General features: G+C 60.0%; 16 protein-coding genes. All 16 read left to right on the plus strand.

Going from position 1 to position 18402, the window contains the following annotated elements; genetic code table 11:
• The first annotated feature begins 136 nt into the window (after positions 1–136).
• The 16 genes from DXC18_RS00035 to pstC all read left to right on the plus strand — a co-directional run bounded on the left by DXC18_RS00035 (position 137) and on the right by pstC (position 18400).
• Positions 137–571: a division/cell wall cluster transcriptional repressor MraZ gene (locus tag DXC18_RS00035; RefSeq protein WP_117715966.1), complete on the plus strand. Its 435-nt coding sequence runs from the start codon at positions 137–139 to the stop codon at positions 569–571.
• Positions 572–591: 20 nt separating this feature from the next.
• A complete protein-coding gene (gene rsmH, locus DXC18_RS00040; protein ID WP_117584231.1) occupies positions 592–1557 on the plus strand; it encodes a 16S rRNA (cytosine(1402)-N(4))-methyltransferase RsmH in 966 nt (321 codons plus the stop codon).
• A 90-nt stretch (positions 1558–1647) separates the two neighbouring features.
• Entirely contained in the window at positions 1648–2118 is a 471-nt protein-coding gene (locus tag DXC18_RS00045) for a hypothetical protein (protein WP_117584230.1), read from the plus strand.
• 260 nt (positions 2119–2378) lie between these two features.
• On the plus strand, positions 2379–4001 hold the full coding sequence (locus DXC18_RS00050) for a penicillin-binding protein 2 (RefSeq protein WP_117584229.1): 1623 nt from the start codon (positions 2379–2381) through the stop codon (positions 3999–4001).
• Positions 4002–4129: 128 nt separating this feature from the next.
• Complete coding sequence (gene murF / locus DXC18_RS00055; protein ID WP_117715967.1) at positions 4130–5554, plus strand: UDP-N-acetylmuramoyl-tripeptide--D-alanyl-D-alanine ligase; 1425 nt, start codon at positions 4130–4132, stop codon at positions 5552–5554.
• Between the two features lie 3 nt (positions 5555–5557).
• Entirely contained in the window at positions 5558–6577 is a 1020-nt protein-coding gene (mraY, locus tag DXC18_RS00060; protein ID WP_006234262.1) for a phospho-N-acetylmuramoyl-pentapeptide-transferase, read from the plus strand.
• A 9-nt stretch (positions 6578–6586) separates the two neighbouring features.
• Positions 6587–7993, plus strand: a complete 1407-nt coding sequence (gene murD / locus DXC18_RS00065; RefSeq protein ID WP_089571580.1) for a UDP-N-acetylmuramoyl-L-alanine--D-glutamate ligase — start codon at positions 6587–6589, stop codon at positions 7991–7993.
• Between the two features lie 36 nt (positions 7994–8029).
• Positions 8030–9523 (plus strand): putative lipid II flippase FtsW, encoded by a 1494-nt coding sequence (ftsW, locus tag DXC18_RS00070; RefSeq protein ID WP_117715968.1) that lies wholly within the window; start codon positions 8030–8032, stop codon positions 9521–9523.
• Positions 9513–10628, plus strand: a complete 1116-nt coding sequence (gene murG / locus DXC18_RS00075) for an undecaprenyldiphospho-muramoylpentapeptide beta-N-acetylglucosaminyltransferase (RefSeq protein WP_117584227.1) — start codon at positions 9513–9515, stop codon at positions 10626–10628. Before ftsW ends, murG begins: the two co-directional genes overlap by 11 nt.
• Positions 10629–10725: 97 nt before the next feature.
• Positions 10726–12144, plus strand: a complete 1419-nt coding sequence (murC, locus tag DXC18_RS00080) for a UDP-N-acetylmuramate--L-alanine ligase (RefSeq protein ID WP_117584226.1) — start codon at positions 10726–10728, stop codon at positions 12142–12144.
• Between the two features lie 5 nt (positions 12145–12149).
• Positions 12150–13061, plus strand: a complete 912-nt coding sequence (murB, locus tag DXC18_RS00085) for a UDP-N-acetylmuramate dehydrogenase (protein WP_117584225.1) — start codon at positions 12150–12152, stop codon at positions 13059–13061.
• Between the two features lie 370 nt (positions 13062–13431).
• On the plus strand, positions 13432–14274 hold the full coding sequence (locus DXC18_RS00090; RefSeq protein ID WP_055251672.1) for a cell division protein FtsQ/DivIB: 843 nt from the start codon (positions 13432–13434) through the stop codon (positions 14272–14274).
• A gap of 199 nt (positions 14275–14473) precedes the next feature.
• A complete protein-coding gene (gene ftsZ, locus DXC18_RS00095; protein WP_055251674.1) occupies positions 14474–15628 on the plus strand; it encodes a cell division protein FtsZ in 1155 nt (384 codons plus the stop codon).
• A 210-nt stretch (positions 15629–15838) separates the two neighbouring features.
• Positions 15839–16639 carry a polyphenol oxidase family protein gene (locus DXC18_RS00100; protein WP_117715969.1) on the plus strand — a complete coding sequence of 267 codons (801 nt, stop codon included), beginning with the start codon at positions 15839–15841 and terminating at the stop codon, positions 16637–16639.
• Positions 16636–17472, plus strand: coding sequence for a phosphate ABC transporter substrate-binding protein (locus tag DXC18_RS00105; protein WP_099431531.1), 837 nt, complete (start codon positions 16636–16638; stop codon positions 17470–17472). The genes DXC18_RS00100 and DXC18_RS00105 overlap by 4 nt, the downstream gene beginning before the upstream one ends.
• A gap of 1 nt (position 17473) precedes the next feature.
• Positions 17474–18400 (plus strand): phosphate ABC transporter permease subunit PstC, encoded by a 927-nt coding sequence (gene pstC, locus DXC18_RS00110; RefSeq protein ID WP_117584223.1) that lies wholly within the window; start codon positions 17474–17476, stop codon positions 18398–18400.
• Positions 18401–18402 lie beyond the last annotated feature (2 nt).

Genomic DNA, 18402 nt, shown 5'->3' on the forward strand with positions numbered 1-18402 from the left:
AATGGTGGGGAGGGGTGGGGGAAGGGGTGGGGAAAGGTGTTGAAAAATGGGGCGGTTCCCCATATTATTGATGACGTCGACAGGCGGGGTGGTTCCCCGCGTACGTGCCATCTGAGTAACCGAGGGGAGGGCGCACATGGGAATGACTGGTGCATATGAGCGCAATCTCGATGCAAAAGGTCGTCTGTCCCTGCCTGCACCCCTTCGCGAGGAGCTTGGAGAGCACGTTCGCGTGTTCAAAGCCCTGGATGTCGATGCTCTGTACGTGTTCTCTGCCGAGGCCTTCGATAAGTGGGTCGAAGGACTCTTCGCGGGTCGTGAGGGCCACGAGGGTTTTAACCCGCGCGACATCAACGACCAGAAGCTCATGAGGGCGATCAACAAGCGCACCACGTCGATGGACGTGGACAGCGCCGGTCGTATCTGTCTTTCTGAGTCTCTCCGCAAGCAGGCGAACCTCGACCGCGAGGTCACGGTTGTGGGCAACTACGACCACCTTGAGGTTTGGGATCGCGCCGCGGCCGATGAGGACGATGACGATGAGGCCCTGCTGGACCTCTTCTTCTCGTAAGGGCAAGGCACGGGTAACGGATGGAGCGTGGGATCTTGACACAAGAATATCGGCATGAACCTGTCATGCTCGGCGAAGTGCTTGAGTCGCTGCAGCTAAAGAGCGGCTCCGTCGTCTGCGACTGCACCCTTGGCGGTGCCGGCCATTCGGTAAAGATGGCCGCGCAGGTGGGGGAGACCGGCCTTTTGCTCGGCGTCGATCAGGACGACATGGCCCTCGAGGCCGCTGGCGCCCGTCTGGACCGCGAGGTTCCCGGCGTACCGCACCAGCTGCTGAAGGGCAACTTCGGCGACTTGGACGAGCTGCTTTGCTCGGCCGAGGTGCCCGGGGTCGATGGCTTCCTGTTCGATTTGGGCGTTTCGTCACCGCAACTCGATATCCCTGGCAGGGGCTTTTCGTATAACGAGGACGCCCCATTGGACATGCGGATGGATCCGGGCAATAACACCTTAAACGCAGCTGAGGTCATCAACACCTATAACGAACACGACCTCGCCCGGATTCTACGCGTCTACGGCGAAGAGAAGTTCGCCTCGCAGATCGCGCGCGAGATCGTGCGCCGCCGCGAGCAAGAACCGATCGAAACCACCGGCCAATTTGTCGAGATCATCAAGGCGGGTATCCCAGCTGCCGCTCGTCGGCATGGTGGACACCCGGCCAAGAAAAGTTTCCAGGCCATTCGCATCGAGGTCAATCACGAGCTCGATGTGCTCGAACGAGGGCTTGATGCCGCCACCAGGTGGCTCAACCCGGGCGGACGTATCTGCGTCATTTCGTATCACTCGCTCGAGGACCGTATCGTAAAGAACCACTTTAAGGAGATGAGCCAGGGGTGCACGTGTCCGCCGGAGATTCCGGTGTGCGTGTGCGGCAACGTGCCGATACTCAAGGTCATCACCCGCAAACCCCTGGTTGCCCAGCCTGATGAGGTTGAGCGCAACCCTCGGGCGAGATCAGCCAAAATCCGCGTGGCGCAGCGTCTGTAGGCGCGACCGCGCGATATTGGACCTCCCGCTCGCACCATAAACGAAGCTTAAACACACTACCAACGTACTCGGGATGGGAGGCGGCATATCATGGGCTACAACACTTCAAACGCAGCACTCGCCTATGATATGAACGCCATGCCCGCCTATCGTGAGACGCCGCAGGCCCCAGTTGCTCCCCGTGAGCAGCGCACGCCGCGCTTTGATGTCTACACGGGCGCGGGCCGTCAGGCAAACCAGGCGGTAAGCCCGGTTTTCATGAGCGTTCTTAAAACGTTTTGCATCATTGCGGCTATCTTCATGACGATCGGCGTCGCCCGCGTGGCGCTCGCCGGCGTTACGGCCCAGGTGCTCAACAGCAACGCCGAGCTTACCAACACGCTCGAAAAGGCGACCGATGAGAGCTCCGACCTGGAGGTCATGCATTCGGTCTATGGCGCCGACACGCGCATTCGCGACCTTGCGGGCGCTTATGGCATGGTGGAGCCCAGCGAGAGCGTTACACTTGACTTTTCGCAGGATGCAGCCGCGGGCGCCAACGCGACCGCGACCGCTCAGTAGCAAGACGGTAGCTGAGTATGACAAATGACTATCGCCGCGGTTCCGATGGGGGCCGCGGTTCTGGACGTCCCTCGTCGCGGGGACGTTCTGGTTATCAAGGAACGGGTCGGCAATCTTACAACGCCGGGCAGTCCCGTGGCAACGACCCGGCGTCGCGACTTCGCGGCTCGGGCGGCCCTCAAGTGCATAACACTAGGTCGCGCAAGAGTTCGTCGACCGAATGGCTCACAGGCACGCCGCTGCCTCGCCGCAAAGCCGTCATGGGATTCATTGGGCTTGGCTTGGGCTTGGGCGTCTTTCGCCTTGCCGACTATCAAATTGTCGAAGCCGATAAACTGCGCGAGCGTGCCGATGCGCGTCGCCTGCTTGCGCAGACCCTCTATGCCAAACGTGGCACCATCTACGACCGCAACGGTAACGTGCTGGCGTCGTCGGTCGAATGTCGCAACATCGCTGTGAACCCGCAGCTTGTCGAGGATGTTGACAAGACGGTGTCGGCGCTGGTCAAGGCAACTGGAATCGATAAAAAGACCTGCCGCAAGCTCGTTGAGTCCGATGGAACCTGGGTGTATATCAAGCGCCAGGTGGACGAAGACGATGCTGTGGCGCTGGAGAAGAAGAACCTGCCCGGCGTGCTTTTTGAGCAGGCCATGAAGCGCGTATATCCATACGGCAATCTGGCATCGCAGGTGCTGGGTGTAGTGAATGTAGACAACGACGGCTTGACTGGTCTCGAAAAGCAATACAACAAGCTTCTAACCGGCACGAACGGTTCTCTCGTACGCGAGCGCGCGAGGGACGGCAGCTATATCGCGGGCGGTGCCTATAAAAAGGTGGCTGCGGTCGACGGCGTTGATCTCGTGACGACGCTCGACGTCAATATCCAGCGTGCGGCCGAGGATGCCCTGGCAGAGGCTGTCGAGAAGACAAAGGCCAAGAACGGCTCGGCGCTGGTCACCGATCCTACGACAGGCGAGATCTTGGCAGCCTGCTCGTATCCGACCTACGACCAGACCAATTTGGAAAACGCCAAGACCGAGGATATGAACCTGCGCCTGGTCACCGACGCCTACGAGCCCGGCTCGGTCTTTAAGACGCTCGTGGCGGGCGCCGGCTTCGACTTGGGTGTCGTGCGGTCGAGTACGTCGTTTGAGGTGCCGGCGAGCATCAAGGTGGGCGACGATACCGTCACCGATGCCGACAAGCGCGACTACGCCATGACCATGGATGTGCGCGAGATGATGCGCCGTTCGTCCAACGTGGGATTTGTCCTGGTGGGGCGCAAGATCGGTGCCGACGACTTTGCCGCCTATGTGGACAAGTGGGGCATCGGTCACAGCTCTGGTGTCGATTTTCCGGGCGAGAGCCTGGGCATCGTCAAGGAGCGTGACCAGTATGACGGCGCCACGCTGGGCTCGATGAGCTTTGGACAGGCGCTGTCTGTCTCACCGATTGAGATCGCACGTGCCGTGGGCGGCATCGCCAACGGCGGCGTGATGATGACCCCGCACTTCTATAAGTCCAGCAAAGGCGACGAGAAGGACTGGGGCGAAGGCGAGCGCGCGATTTCGGAGGACGCCGCATCCCAGGTGACATCGTGCATGCAGACGGTCGTGTCGGAGGGAACGGGCGTTGGCGGCGCGGTTGACGGCTATGACGTGGCGGGTAAGACCGGTACGGCCGAACGTGCCGACGAGAACGGCGGCTACCTCAAGGAGAACTACATGTCGTCCTTTATGGGCTTTGCACCGGCACAATCGCCCAAGGTGCTGTGCTATATCACGCTCGACGGAACGCCGAGCGGCTCAGATGCCGCTGCGGTGCCGTTCCAGTCCATTATGGCCAACGCGCTCGACGTGCTGGGTATCCCACACACGAAGTAGGGGGTTACAATCTTTGGGGCGTGGTTTGTTGTCCCATATGAGGGGTGTTCACATGCCCTGCACCACGCATGCGCGGCGCTGGGATACAATACGCCGATAGCATTATTTAGGTTTACAGGGGAGCTGCAATGATAGAGATCGCCGTCAACAACCTCGCGGCCGCAACAGGGGCCCGAACCGTGACGGGAGAAGTCGATCGGGTATGCCGCGGGTGCGTTATCGACTCGCGCCAGGTCGAGGAAGGGACGATTTTCGTCGCCTTTCCCGGTGAAAACGTCGACGGCAATGATTTTGCTTCCCGTGCCGTCCAGTCGGGTGCCGGCGCCGTCGTGATGACGCGTGAGCCCGAGGCCGAGCTGGTCTCGCTGGCGCAGGACAAGGGCTGTGCCATCTTGCTGACCGATGATCCCGAGGAGTTTCTGCTGCGTTTGGCGCACGCGTATCGCCTGGAGCTTGGCTGCCTGGTCGTTGGCATTACCGGTTCCATCGGCAAGACGACGACCAAGGACGTTCTCGCCGCTGTGCTCGCCAAGCGCTATCGTGTCTGGGCCACCAAGGGCAATTTCAATAACCTGATCGGCATGCCGCTCACGGTGCTTTCCGCTCCGGCCGATACCGAGGTCCTGGTGCTCGAGATGGGCATGAATCATTTCCACGAGATCGAGCGCCTGTCCCAGTCCGCCAATCCCAACCTTGCCATCGTGAGCAAGATCGGCACCTCTCATATCGGCATTTTGGGCAGCCGCGAGAACATCGCCCGCGCTAAGGCCGAGATTGTCCAGGGCATGTGCGCCGCCGGCGACTATTTGCCGCTGCTGGTTTTGGGCGGCGAGGACGATTTTACGCCGTTCATTCGCGATACGTTCGCCCAGCCTGCTGGTATCGACGTGATGCTGGCCGGTGTCTCTGACGATGATGAGGTCCGCGCCCGCGACGTTCGCGTTGATGACGAGGGCCGTCCGGTCTTTACGCTCGATTTTGGTCAGGGCGAGACAATCGATACCATGCTTGCCATCCACGGCGTGCAGTCCGTTCCTAATGCCGTTAAGGCCGCCGCGGTTGCCTATCGCCTGGGCGTGACGCCCGAGCAGATCGATGCTGCCTTTAGGGGTCTTACGATCACCGGGCACCGCCAGGAGATCAAGCGCGCCAAGAGCGGTGCACGCATCATCGACGATTCCTATAACGCCAGCGCCGAATCGATGGCAGCCGGCCTCGATCTGCTGTGCTCGCTTTCATGCACGGGGTCTCGCATGGCGATCCTGGGCGAGATGGGCGAGATGGGCGATGAGGCTCCTCGCATGCATGAGCTCGTGGGCGCCTATGCCGCCGCCAAGAAGCTCGACATGCTGGCGTGCGTGGGTGGTGAGCTGGCCCAGCTTATGGCCGATGCCGCGCGCATGATGGGCATGGACGAGGACCGCATCCAGGTGTTCTCCGATTATCAGCAGGTGCTCGACCGCATGGGCGGCGCGCTTGAAAAACATGATGTTGTACTGGTCAAGGGTTCCCGCTTTGTTGAGCTCGACCGCTTTGTGGAAGGTGTGTGCTAGCCCATGTTCGGCAATCCCTCGTATCCAACGTATCAGGCTTTTTTGGGGCTTGGCATCGCCGCAGCCATTGCGCTGCTGCTCATGCCGTGGTGGATTAAGCTGCTCAAGGTCGAGGGTATCGGCCAGCAGGTTCGTGCCGACGGCCCCAAGCGTCATTTGGTTAAGCAGGGAACGCCCACCATGGGTGGCGTTGTCATCCTCGTCGCGATCTCGCTGACCTGCCTGCTGATGGGCAAGCTCACCACCGAGCTCGTGCTCGTGCTGCTCGCCACGCTGGCGACCGGCGTGCTGGGCCTGATCGACGATCTGACCTCCGTTACGCATGGGCGCTCGCTCGGTCTGACGCCGCATGCCAAGATGATCGGCCTAACCATTATCTGTGTCACCTTTACGGTGCTTGCCGTCAACTGGTGCGGCGTCGCCCCCGAGATTCGTTTTCCCGGCGGCCTGACGATCGACCTTGGCGTGCTTTCGACCACCATCTGCGGCCTTTCGTTCCCGTGGCTCTATATTGTCTTTTGCTGGCTGATGATCGCTGGTCTTTCCAATGCCGTGAACCTGACCGATGGCCTTGACGGTCTTGCTGGCGGCACCTCCATGATTGCCATGCTCGCCATGGCTGCCATGGCGTTTTTGCACGGAGACGTGAACCTGTCCATCTTCTGCACCGCGTGTGCCGGTGCCTGCTTGGGCTTTCTGTGGTTCAACTGCTATCCGGCGAGCATCTTTATGGGCGATACCGGCTCGCTTGCTCTGGGCGCCGCGTTTGCCTGTACGTCCATCATGACTAACACCGAGGTCGTCTCCCTCATCATCGGCGGCCTGTTTATCGTTGAGACTCTGTCGGTCATGATTCAGGTTGTCTACTTCCACTTTACGCACAAGCGCGTCTTCCTTATGGCGCCCATCCATCATCATTTCGAAAAGAAGGGCTGGGCCGAGACCAAGGTCGTCATCCGTTTTTGGATTATCGCTGCGGCCTTTGGTGCCGTTGGCCTTGCTCTGTTCTTCCAGTTGGGATAGTGGTCTTTCATGCCTCTTGCTGATGTCTTTAGCCTGCTCGTTTTGGGTCAGGGCAAATCCGGTCTCGATGTCGCCCGCTGGGCGCTGGCACATCCAGAGCGCGTAAGCGCCGTTACCGTGTATGGCGGCGGCACCTCTGAGCCCAATGACGCCACGCGTGCGCTCGAGGCTGCTGGCGCGTCGTTTGTCTATGGGACCGAACAGGTCGAGGGCGCCTATGACGTATGCGTGACGTGCCCGGGCATCTCGGAGTTCTCGGGCTTCTTTAAGGCCGGGCGCGAGCATGCCGCCCAGATTATGGGTGAGCCCGAGTTTGCCTATCGCCTGTCGCCCGATAACTGGATTGCCATCACGGGCACCAACGGCAAGACGACCACCACGTCGCTGACTGATTATCTGCTCAAGGCTGCCGGCGAGGCCAGCGTAGCTGTCGGCAACATCGGCGAGCCGCCGGTCAACGAGATTGACGGACGAGCCCACAACGAGTGGTTTGTGGCTGAGCTCTCGAGCTATCAGATTGCTACGACCACCGAGCTCCACCCTCGCGTGGCGGTGCTGCTCAACATCACTCCCGACCACTTGGGCTGGCATAAGAGCCATAAGAACTATGCGCTTGCCAAGATCAAGCTGTTTGACAATATGGTCGATGACGATCTGGTGGTTGTCGACGTCGAAGACGCCGGCATTCACGAGTTCGATGAGTACATCTATACGCCGGGTCGCCGCATCTGCAAGGTCGCTTTTGACGAGCCCGAGGGTGCAGATGCCGCCTTTGTGCGCGACGGCAAAATGGTCGTGCGCCTAAAGGGCGTCGAGACTCAGCTTGTCGCCACGTCCGAGCTCAAGATCTCGGGCCATCACAATGTCATCAATGCCTTATGTGCCGCCACGGCTGCTCTGGCCGTCGGTGCCGATGTCGATGGTGTCCGCCGCGGTCTGGCCTCGTTCCAGCCGCTCGAGCATCGCGTGGAGCCGTGCGGCGAGATTGACGGTGTGCGCTACGTCAACGATTCCAAGGCGACCAACACCGACGCGGTCGAGAAGGCGCTGACGGCATTTCCCGATGACGACGTGATCTTGCTGCTCGGCGGCCACGATAAGGGCACGCCGCTCACGGACTTCGCGCGCGTTGTCATGGATAACGTGCGCTCGGTCGTCTGCTTTGGCGATGCGCGCGAGCGCTTCACCGCCGCTATGGACGAGGCCGATGTCGATGGCGATGTGGATATCGCCCAGGCGGATGACCTACGCGATGCCGTGGACGTTGCTCGTTCGCTGTCGAGCCGTGGCGACGTGATCTTACTTTCTCCTGCCTGCTCTTCGTTCGATGAGTTCTCGGGCTATGAGGAGCGCGGCCGCGTGTTTAAGGACTATGTGGCCCAGCTTGCCGCTGCAGCGAAATCGCAAATGGAATAGGGGTTGCCGGTGAGAGAGGAGAGCCCCCGACAAGGTATGAGGAGGCCCGACTCGGACCGTGCTTCCTCGCGGCGTAGCACACCGCGTTCCGGTCGCGGCGGGCAGTCGTTTAGCGAACGCTATATTGCCGGCGTTCCCGCCCGCATCATGCGCCCCCGTCTGATATTCATGGCCTGTCTGTTTATCTTGGTGTGTTTTGGCCTGCTGATGGTGTACTCGGCGTCTTCGGTCGAGGCGCTGCACGAGAATGGCTCAGCGACGTTTTTTCTGGGTCGACAGGATGCGTTTGCCGTGGTCGGTGTTCTGGCGCTGATTGCCATCGTGCGCGTTTTGCCGGACAGCTGGTTTGGGGAGGATGTGCTCAGGATCTTCCTCATAGGCATGATAGGGCTACTGTTTCTGGTGTTCTTGGTGGGCAGCGGCAGCCGTGGCGCCACGCGCTGGCTCAACATCGCCGGCATTCAGTTCCAGCCTTCCGAGTTTTTAAAGCCATTTGCCATTGCGTATTCGGCCATCATGCTTGATCGCTTTTTTTCGCCCGGTGGCAACATCAACGAATTCCTTCGCAAGATGGGCATCTACCTGGGCATTCCGCTCTTTCTGATCTTTATCCAGCCCGATTTCGGTACCGTCCTGATCATCCTGCTGACCCTCATGTGCATGGCGTTGTTTGCGGGTCTCGACCCCAAATTTATCATCGGCGTGATAATCTTCGGCATTCTCGTGATCGTGATTGCGCTTGTTGCAGAGCCGTACCGTATGGTGCGTATTCAGGTTGCCTTGAACCCTTGGGCCGACGAGTATGGTGACGGCTATCAGGCCACGCTTGCCATCATGGCCTTTGCCTCGGGCGGTCTGTTCGGCCGTGGCATCGGCAACTCAACCATGAAGTACTCGTATCTGCCCGAGGCGCACAATGACTACATCCTGGCCATCATTGGCGAGGAAGTCGGTTTTGTCGGAACCGTGCTGTTCTTCTTGGTGTTTGCGATGCTGATCTACTCGGCGTTTCGCATTGCCGAGCAGGCGACCGATCGTCGGGGCGCGCTCATGGCGTCTGGCTCCGCGGTCATTCTCGCGGTGCAGTTTTTGATCAATGCGCTGGGCATCCTCAACGTGTTTCCCATGACGGGCAAACCGTTGCCGTTTATTAGCTACGGCGGTTCGTCGATTATTGTGTCACTTATGCTTGCCGGTCTGATCCTGCGCGTTTCGTACGAGAGCGCCCGTCGCGATGAGTACGACCGTCGCCGCGAGAGCTTTGCCGTTATGGATGAGAGTACCGCCGGCGTGCCCCACGTACGCGGCGAGCGATCTTCGCGTAACGGCTTTACCGTTCTGGATGGCTCTGCGACCGAGCCGGCAGCCCGTCCGCGTCAGCGAACGGCGCCGCAAGGTCGTCCGCAGCGCCCCAGCCCTCGCAGCGCGGGCGGCGGATATAATCGAATCGATTTGAACTCGGACCCGTCGGCGCGTTTGCGCACCGACGACCAGGGACCGCGTGTACGAAGGGACTACCATGACCGATAAGATGACCGTTGCTATTGCAGCCGGCGGCACGGCAGGACACATTAACCCCGCGCTCGCTTTGGCCGAGGAGCTGCATGACCGTGGCCACCACGTTGTGTTCGTGGGCCAGTCGCGCAAGCTCGAGGGTCGTCTGGTCCCCGAGGCTGGGTTTGATTTTGTGCCCATTACGGTCACGGGCTTCGACCGCTCCCGTCCCTGGACGGCGCTGACCTCGCTGTGGCGTGTCAACAAGGCCAAGCGTGCGCTCGCCAGTCATTTCTCAAAGGTCGGCAAGCCCGATGCTGCCATCGGTTTTGGTGCCTATGTCGAGGTTCCGCTGCTGGGGTGGTGCAAGGGCGCAGGCGTTCCGTATCTGCTACATGAGCAGAACTCTGTTCCGGGCCTGGCCAACAAGATGATGAACTCCCACGCCGCTCGCGTGTGCATCTCGGTGCCGGCAGCGCGCTCGGTCTTTGAGCGCGAAGGTGACCCTGACCACGTGCTCATGACCGGCAACCCCGTACGTCGCTCGGTGATCGAGGGCGATCGCGCTCGCGGCCGCAAGGCACTTGGCGTTCCCGAGGACGCTACGCTGCTGCTCGTCTTTGGCGGTTCACTCGGCGCCCAGCACCTCAACGAGCGCGTGGCTTCGCTCAAAAACGAGCTGCTTTCGCGCAAGAACCTCTATGTGTTGCATTCGACGGGTGCCGACGGCTTTGAGGAGACCGAGCGCGCTTTGGCGCTGACGCTCGAGGAGGCGAAGCGTTACCGCGTCCAGCCTTACATCGACAACATGGGCGACATGCTGGCTGCTGCCGATTTGGTGCTATCGCGTTCGGGAGCATCGAGCGTGGCCGAGATCGCTGCGCTCGCCGTGCCTTCGGTGCTCGTGCCGTACCCGCATGCGACGGCCGACCACCAAACCACCAATGCCCGTTATCTGGTCGACGCCGGGGCCGGCGTGCTCTGCGCCGATGCCGATATCGACGGTTCTGCCTTTGCCGATGAGCTGCTGCACCTGGTCGATGACGCGGCGGCGCGCGACGCCATGCGTCAGGCGGCGCGTGGTCTGGCTCAGGATAGAGCCGCCGCTCTTCTGGCGGATGCAGTAGAGGGTTTGCGTTAGTTAGACGGGATATCTTCGGTCGCCCTCGCGCTGATGCGGTAGGTGCGGTACAGTTAACGGGTTACAGGCAGTGTTTACGCAAGGAGTACACGAGCACATGGCTGATTCCCAGACTGCAACCTCCGCGCCCGAGTTTAAGAGCGCCCACTTTATCGGTATCGGCGGCGCCGGCATGAGCGGCATCGCCCTCGTTCTGCACGAGCGCGGTTATGCCGTTACCGGCTCCGACCTTAAGACGTCACGTTATATCCGCCAGCTTACCCGCGCTGGTGTGAAGGTGCATGTGGGCCATGAGGCCGCCACGATCGACGAGGTCAAGCCCGACGTGGTTGTTGTCTCCACCGCTATTCCGGAGTCCAACCCTGAACTCGTGCGCGCTCGCGAGCTTGGTATTCCCGTGTGGCCCCGTGCCAAGATGCTCTCTGCTTTGGGTCACGGCTACACCACCGTCGCTGTTGCCGGCACGCATGGCAAGACCACCACGTCTTCGATGTGTGCCACCATGCTCGACCGCATGGGTCTGGATCCGAGCTTCCTGATCGGTGGCATCGTCGAGGGCTATGACACGAACGGCAAGAACGGCTCGGGCGACTACTTTGTCGCCGAGGCCGACGAGTCCGACAGCTCCTTCCTGTTCCTGAACCCCAACGTAGTCATTGTGACCAACGTCGAGGCCGACCACCTCGATCACTACTCGGGTATCGAGGAGATCGAGGCAACTTTCGCCAAATTCATGAGCCTGGTGGGCGAGGACGGCACCGTCATCGTCTGCGGTGAGGACCCGCATCTGGTCGAGCTCGCCAAGTCGACGGGCCGTCACGTGCTTTCCTACGGCTTTGCCGAGAGCAACGACATCGTCTGCATGCACCCGGATGTCAAGGGCATCCAGAGTGACTTTATCGTTCGCTTTGAGGACGGCACTGAGCGCGCTGTGGAGATCAAGAGCAATCCCGGTCGCCACAACATGCTCAACGCCACGGCGGTGCTCACCGTCGCCCATGTCCTGGGCCTTGACATCGACGCCGCCGCCAAGGCGCTCTCGAGCTTTGAGGGCGTCCGCCGTCGCTTTACCCACGTGGGCGATATCAATGGCATCACCGTGGTCGATGATTACGGCCATCACCCCACCGAGATCAAGGCGACGCTTGCTGCCGCTTCGTCGCTGGGTTACAAGCACGTCGACGTCGTGTTCCAGCCGCACCGCTATTCGCGCCTGCAGGCCCTGTGCGAGGACTTTGCCGATGCATTTGCCAATGCCGATAAACTGCTGCTGATTGATGTGTTCTCGGCTGGCGAGATGCCCATTCCGGGTGTCACCTCTAAGATGCTCGCCGATACCGTGCGCGCCAAGCATCCTGGCAAGGAGGTCGTGTACTGCTCCAGCCGTCTTGAGCTCAATCAGGAGCTCGAGCAGATGGTGGGCGAGGGCGACCTGCTGCTCACCATGGGTGCCGGCGACGTTACGACCGTCGGTCCCGAGTTCATTGAGTATCTGACTGCCAAGAAAGACGCTTAAGTCTAATGGGTCTGTTTAACGCCGTCATGGCGCTCTCGGGCATGATCGACACGGATGTGATCGAGGACGAGCGCCTTGCGCGTCATACGAGCTATCGTATCGGCGGCAAGGCCGACCTCTTTGTGACGTGCCATAGCTATCATGCCCTCCGCCGCGCCGTGGCGGTGCTCGATCGCGAGCAGGTGCCGTGGGTCATCATCGGCAAGGGCTCCAATCTGCTGGTTGCCGATGGCGGTTATCGCGGTGCCGTCATTTCGCTCGGACGTGAGTTCCAGCGCACGGTTGTTGCCGATGACGGTTGTACGCTGACGGTCGGTGCGGGCGTGATGTTTGCGCGCCTGGTCAACGATGCCCTGTCGCGTAGCCTCTCGGGCCTTGAGTTTGCCGTTGGCATTCCTGGTTCGGTCGGCGGTGCGATATCTATGAATGCCGGCACGCGGACCGAGTGGATTGGCTCGCTGGTTGAGGATGTCGTAACGTTTGACCCGGCATCCGGTATCAAGCATTATGCGGGGTCCGAGATCTCTTGGGGCTACCGCGAATGTAGCCTTCCCCGCAATGAGATCATCCTCGAGTGCGTGCTCAAGCTTAAACCGGCGCCCAAGGCCGACATTCGCGAGCGCATGGAGCGGTACCTTACAAGGCGCAAGCGTACGCAGCCCATGGGTCGCGCATCCTGCGGGTCTGTCTTTCGCAACCCGCCCGATGCGAGTGTGGGCAAGCTTATCGAGGATTGTGGATTAAAGGGTTTTTCGATTGGCGGCGCGGAAGTTTCGCCCGTTCACGCTAATTTTATCGTTAATAACGGAACTGCCACGGCCGATGACGTTGCCGCGGTTATCAGACATGTGCACGGAAAGGTGAGGGAGGCGTATGGCATCGAGCTCAGACCGGAAGTTAAATTCCTCGGCTTCTAGAGCATCGAAACCCACCTTCCGCCGCGCCGGAGGGCGTTCCGGCGCGCCTGCCAAACCTCAACGCAATACCGTCGCGCACTCTAAGTCTGTCAGGCATGCTCGACAGACCAGTCGTCCGGTCGTCGGCTCGCAGCTCGGTAATCGTCCGGCCGCAAAAAAGTCCTCGCGTCCCTCGGTGACGTCAAAGCCTGTTATGGGCGCCAAGCCTGCCCGTCCCATGGCAGCTCCCAAGCCCTCGACGGGAACTAAAGCGGCGCGTCCAGGTCTCACGCTGGGCGCATCGAAACCGCGCTCGCTGACATCGGTGCCGGCTACCGCCAAGAAGCCTTCGAGTAAAAAAGGTTTCAACCCGTTATCTTCACTTGGAGCGATGGCAAATAAAACATCAGATGCCGCTTCTGTCGTTACAGGCAAAGGCAAAATCGTGGGCGGCGTTCTGGCCGTCTTGGCCGTGCTCGTCGTCGTTGCCATCGTGGTGATCAACTCTGGACTGTTTACTGCCACTGATATTCAGATTCAAGGCAGCGAGCATGTGACGAAGCACGATGCTATCCAGCTGATCGACTTGCCCGAGGGAACGTCGCTTTTTAACGTCGATCCCGACCAGATTACCGAGGATCTCAAGCAGAACCCGTGGGTTTCGGGCGTGGATGTCCAGCGCCAGTTTCCCCATACGCTTATCATCACGCCGACGGAGCGTAAAGTTATCGCCATTGCGTATATCAGCTCCGACGACCTTGCCTGGGCTATCGGAGACGATGACACCTGGATCGCCCCGCTGTCGACGTCGGTCGAAGTGGACGACCAGGGCAACGTCATCACGACAGGGCAGGGCTCAAATACCTTGACCGGAATCGATGCCGCGCTGGCGCTCGCCAAGCATTATGGCGCGGTGTTATTGACTGATGTCTCGGCGGATGTCGCTCCGGTTTCCGGCCAGGCGGTGAACTCCAAAGCCGTTAAGGCCGGCCTGGATTATGTGCGTGGTTTTTCGAGCGAGTTCTTGGGACAAGTCAAGGATATTTCCACGCCTTCGGTCGAAGCCATCTCGGCAAACCTCAATAACGGCATTGAGGTGTCGCTGGGCGATTCGGACGATATCGCCAAGAAGGAACGCGTAGTCACCAAGTTGCTTTCGCAGGTAGAGGGCGTAACGTATATCAATGTGCGCTCTCCGGGCAACTACACATTTAGGAATGCTCCGACCTCGTAGCGCTGGTTGATGCTTTGTTGAGGGGCCATACCACGCCGTTTATCTGGTTTGTTTGGTTTTCACGGTCAATTATTTGACTGATACGTTCATAATGTGCAAACATAATACGGTTTACCTTTGCATTTACTTTCAACCTGAAGGTTAATGTGCGCAGGGGTCGACCCATGCTATGGCTATAACCTTTGTTCGGAGGACCGACATGCACGAGACAGAGATCAACAACTACCTTGCCGTCATTAAGGTGGTCGGCGTCGGCGGCGGCGGTACCAACGCGGTCAATCGAATGATCGAAGAGGGCATCCGCGGCGTCGAGTTTGTTGCCATCAACACCGATGCTCAGGCACTCGCGATCTCTGATGCCGATATCAAGGTGCACATCGGCACCGACCTTACCCGCGGCCTGGGCGCCGGCGCCAATCCCGAGGTTGGCCGCAAGGCTGCCGATGAGTCCCGCGACGACATCGCCGAGGCGCTCGCTGGCGCCGACATGGTGTTTATCACCTGCGGCGAGGGCGGCGGCACCGGTACCGGCGCTGCTCCCATCGTTGCCGATATCGCGATGAACGAGGTCGGCGCACTGACCGTCGCCGTCGTGACCAAGCCCTTCACCTTCGAGGGCCGCAAGCGTAAGAAGAGCGCCGAGGAGGGCATCAAGACCCTCTCCGATTGCGTCGACACCATGATCGTCATTCCTAACGATAAGCTGCTCGACATCGCCGAGAAGAAGACCACCATGCTCGAGGCCTTCGCGATTGCCGATGGCGTCCTTTCCCAGGGCACCCAGGGCATCACCGACCTCATCACCGTCCCCGGTATCATCAACCTGGACTTCGCCGATGTTAAGACCATCATGAAGCAGGCCGGTACCGCCATGATGGGTATCGGTACCTCTTCTGGGGATACTCGTGCCGTCGACGCTGCCCAGCAGGCCATCTCCAGCCCGCTGCTCGAGAGCTCCATCGATGGTGCCACGCGCGTGCTGCTCTCCATCGCCGGTTCCAAGGACCTGGGCATCCAGGAGATCAGCGACGCCGCCGACGTTGTCGCCAACGCCGTCGACCCCGAGGCCAACATCATCTTCGGTACCGTTGTCGACGAGTCCCTGGGCGATCAGGTGCGTATCACCGTCATCGCTACGGGCTTCTCCGACTCCAACGTCAACCGTCAGGATGAGCTCTTTGCTGCTCAGCAGTCTCAGAGCAAGGCCGCTGCCTCCGCTGAGCCGCAGCGCACCGCCCCGGCTGCCAGCCCGGCTCAGGCAGCTCCGACCCGCAACGTCGGTGGTACCGAGCTGCCCAACTTTGGCAACGACCAGTTCGAGCTTCCCGACTTCCTGAAGCGCGGTAGCTTCTAGTTCGTTTTTCTCAACGACCTGCACGGGGTGTGTCCATTTGGATGCACCCCGTTTTGTTTCTCGTTTGTAAACGAAAGCCTCCAATCTCCTTACGTTCCCTTTACGTTTGGTCCCTACCGCTGCGGGTATCCTTTTAAGGAAGTATGACAGCCGTATAAACGCGGACTGCGCGGCGACGCCGCGGTACTTGTGTTATTAGGAGGCTTTAGTATGGCAGCACGTGCGGACAACGTTTCGCGTGTCGACCATGATGGAGTTACGTTGGTGGAGGGCGCGACATCCGATGTCCGCTTTGCCTTTACCGAGCGCACCGGTGGCGTTTCTGAAGATGCGTACTCCTCGCTCAACCTGGGCTCGCATGTAGGCGATGACCCCTTTGCTGTTCAAGAAAATCGTCGTCGAGCGCTCGAAGCTATGGGCGCCACTGAGTGCGAGCATAATCTGCTCGTGCCCAATCAGGTACATGGTGACCATATCGTTACGGTGACTTCGAACGGTGCCGACGATCTTGAGGCTGTTCGCGAGCAGATTGCCGAGGGCTGCGATGCCATCGTCTGTACGGCTCATGACGTGCCCGTGCTGCTCTGCTTTGCCGACTGCGTTCCCGTGGTGCTGGTGGCCCCTGGCGGATTTGCCGTGGTGCACTCCGGTTGGAAGGGCACGATTGCACGTATTTCTGCCAAGGCGTGCCAGGCGCTTTGCGATGCTGCCGGCTGCGATGCGAGCGACGTTTCCGCCTATATCGGCCCCCATATCTTGGCTGACGAATATGAGGTATCCCAGGAACTCATGGACCGCTTTGCCGCCGAGTTTTCGTGCATCGATGCGGGCGCTTCTCGCATGCTCGATCTATCTGCCGCCATTCGTGAGGCGTTGGTAGATATCGGTGTGGACGCGGATATTATCGTGGATACCCAGCTTTCGACTGTGCGTCAGAACGACCGCTTTTATTCCTACCGTAACGAGGACGGCACCTGTGGGCGCCATGCTGCGATCGGCGTGATGCTATGAGAAAGATCGTATCGGTCCTGAGCGCCGCTGTGCTTACGCTTACGCTGTGCGCCTGTTCTTCGGGATCTTCTACCTCTTCCATTACCGTGGCCGGCTCCACGACCTGCCTTCCTATCGCCGAGATTGCGGCAGAGGGCTTTAAGGAGGAGACCGGCATCGACGTGCTCGTTTCCGGTTTGGGCTCTTCCGCTGGCATCGAAGCCGTCAGCGCTGGCACGGCCGATATCGCCAGCTCCTCCCGTGGACTCAATGCCGACGAACAGGATCTGGGCCTGACTCCCATCGTCATTGCCCACGACGGTATCGCGGTCATCGTGAACGACGATAACCCGGTCGATAACCTCTCGACCGAGCAGCTCCGCGATATCTATGCCGGCAAGATTACTAATTGGAAAGAGGTCGGTGGCGAGGACCTGAAGATTCAGGTCATCAACCGAGACGAGGCGTCTGGCACGCGTGAAGCATTCCGCACCATCGTGATGGACGGCACCCCGTTCGATCGCCGCTCCGCCGTTCTTTCGGGCACGGGCCAGGTGCGCGACGTGGTATCTCGTTCGCGCGGTGCCATTGGCTACATTTCGCTGGGCTTCGTCGATAGCCTCAACGCCAAGACCTCGGTCAAGGCCGTCTCGGTCAATCATGTTGAGGCGTCCGAGAAGACGGTCGCGAGCGGCGGCTATCCCATCTCACGCGACCTTTACTTCTTTGTGAAGGGTGCGCCTTCGCAGCAGGCGCAGGATTACATCGACTATGTGACGTCCGAAAAGATGGACAAGCAGATTCGCGAGGCGGGCTTTATCCCCGTCACCAACGACGAGAAGGGGAGTGAGTAGCATGGAAGCACAGGAAAACTCCCAGACTGAGCGGAATGTTCAGACGCCCAAGAAGCGCGAGCTGGCGCTCGTATCGCGCAGTACCTATATCAAGGAGAAGGCGCTGCAGTGGATCTTCTTTGCCTGCGCGTTCTTGGCGGTCGTTACCGTCATCCTGATTTTTGTCTTTACCACGTACTCGGCGCTGCCCGTCTTTACCGACATCGGTCTGGCGGACTTCTTTAGCTTTACGTGGGCGCCCTCTGAGGGTCACTACGGCATCGTGTCGCTGCTTGCCGGCTCGGGTCTGGTGACCGTCGGTGCACTCGCCATGGGTGTGCCCCTAGGCGTGGGCACGGCCGTGTATCTGGTCGAGATCGCCAGCAAGCGCGTGCGCAAGCTCATCAGCCCTGCCGTTGACCTGTTGGCCGGCATCCCTTCTATCATCTATGGCTTCTTTGGCATGATCATCATCCGCCCGTTTATCGCACAACTGACCGGCGGTCTTGGTTTTGGCGCGCTGACGGCGTGGTTCGTGCTCGCCATTATGATCGTGCCCACCATCACGACGCTTACCATCGATGCTCTCAATTCCATTCCCATGGGCATTCGCGAGGCATCGTATGCCATGGGCGCCACCAAGTGGCAGACTATCTATAAGGTCGTGTTACCTGCCGCCAAGCTGGGTATCGTGGATGCCATCGTGCTGGGTATGGGCCGTGCCATCGGCGAGACCATGGCCGTGCTCATGGTCGTGGGTAACGCCCCGGTTATTCCCGACAGCATTGCGAGCCCCATCTCGACGCTCACGAGCCAGATTGCGCTCGACATGAGCTATTCCTCGGGTCTGCATCGCTCGGCGCTGTTCGGCATGGGCGTGGTCCTGTTTATCATTTCCGCCACGCTGGTGGGCATCGTCCGCCTGGTTTCCAAGAAGAAGAGGGGGTAGGC

This window comes from Collinsella sp. OM08-14AT, from assembly GCF_003438115.1.
Taxonomy (GTDB): Bacteria; Actinomycetota; Coriobacteriia; order Coriobacteriales; family Coriobacteriaceae; genus Collinsella.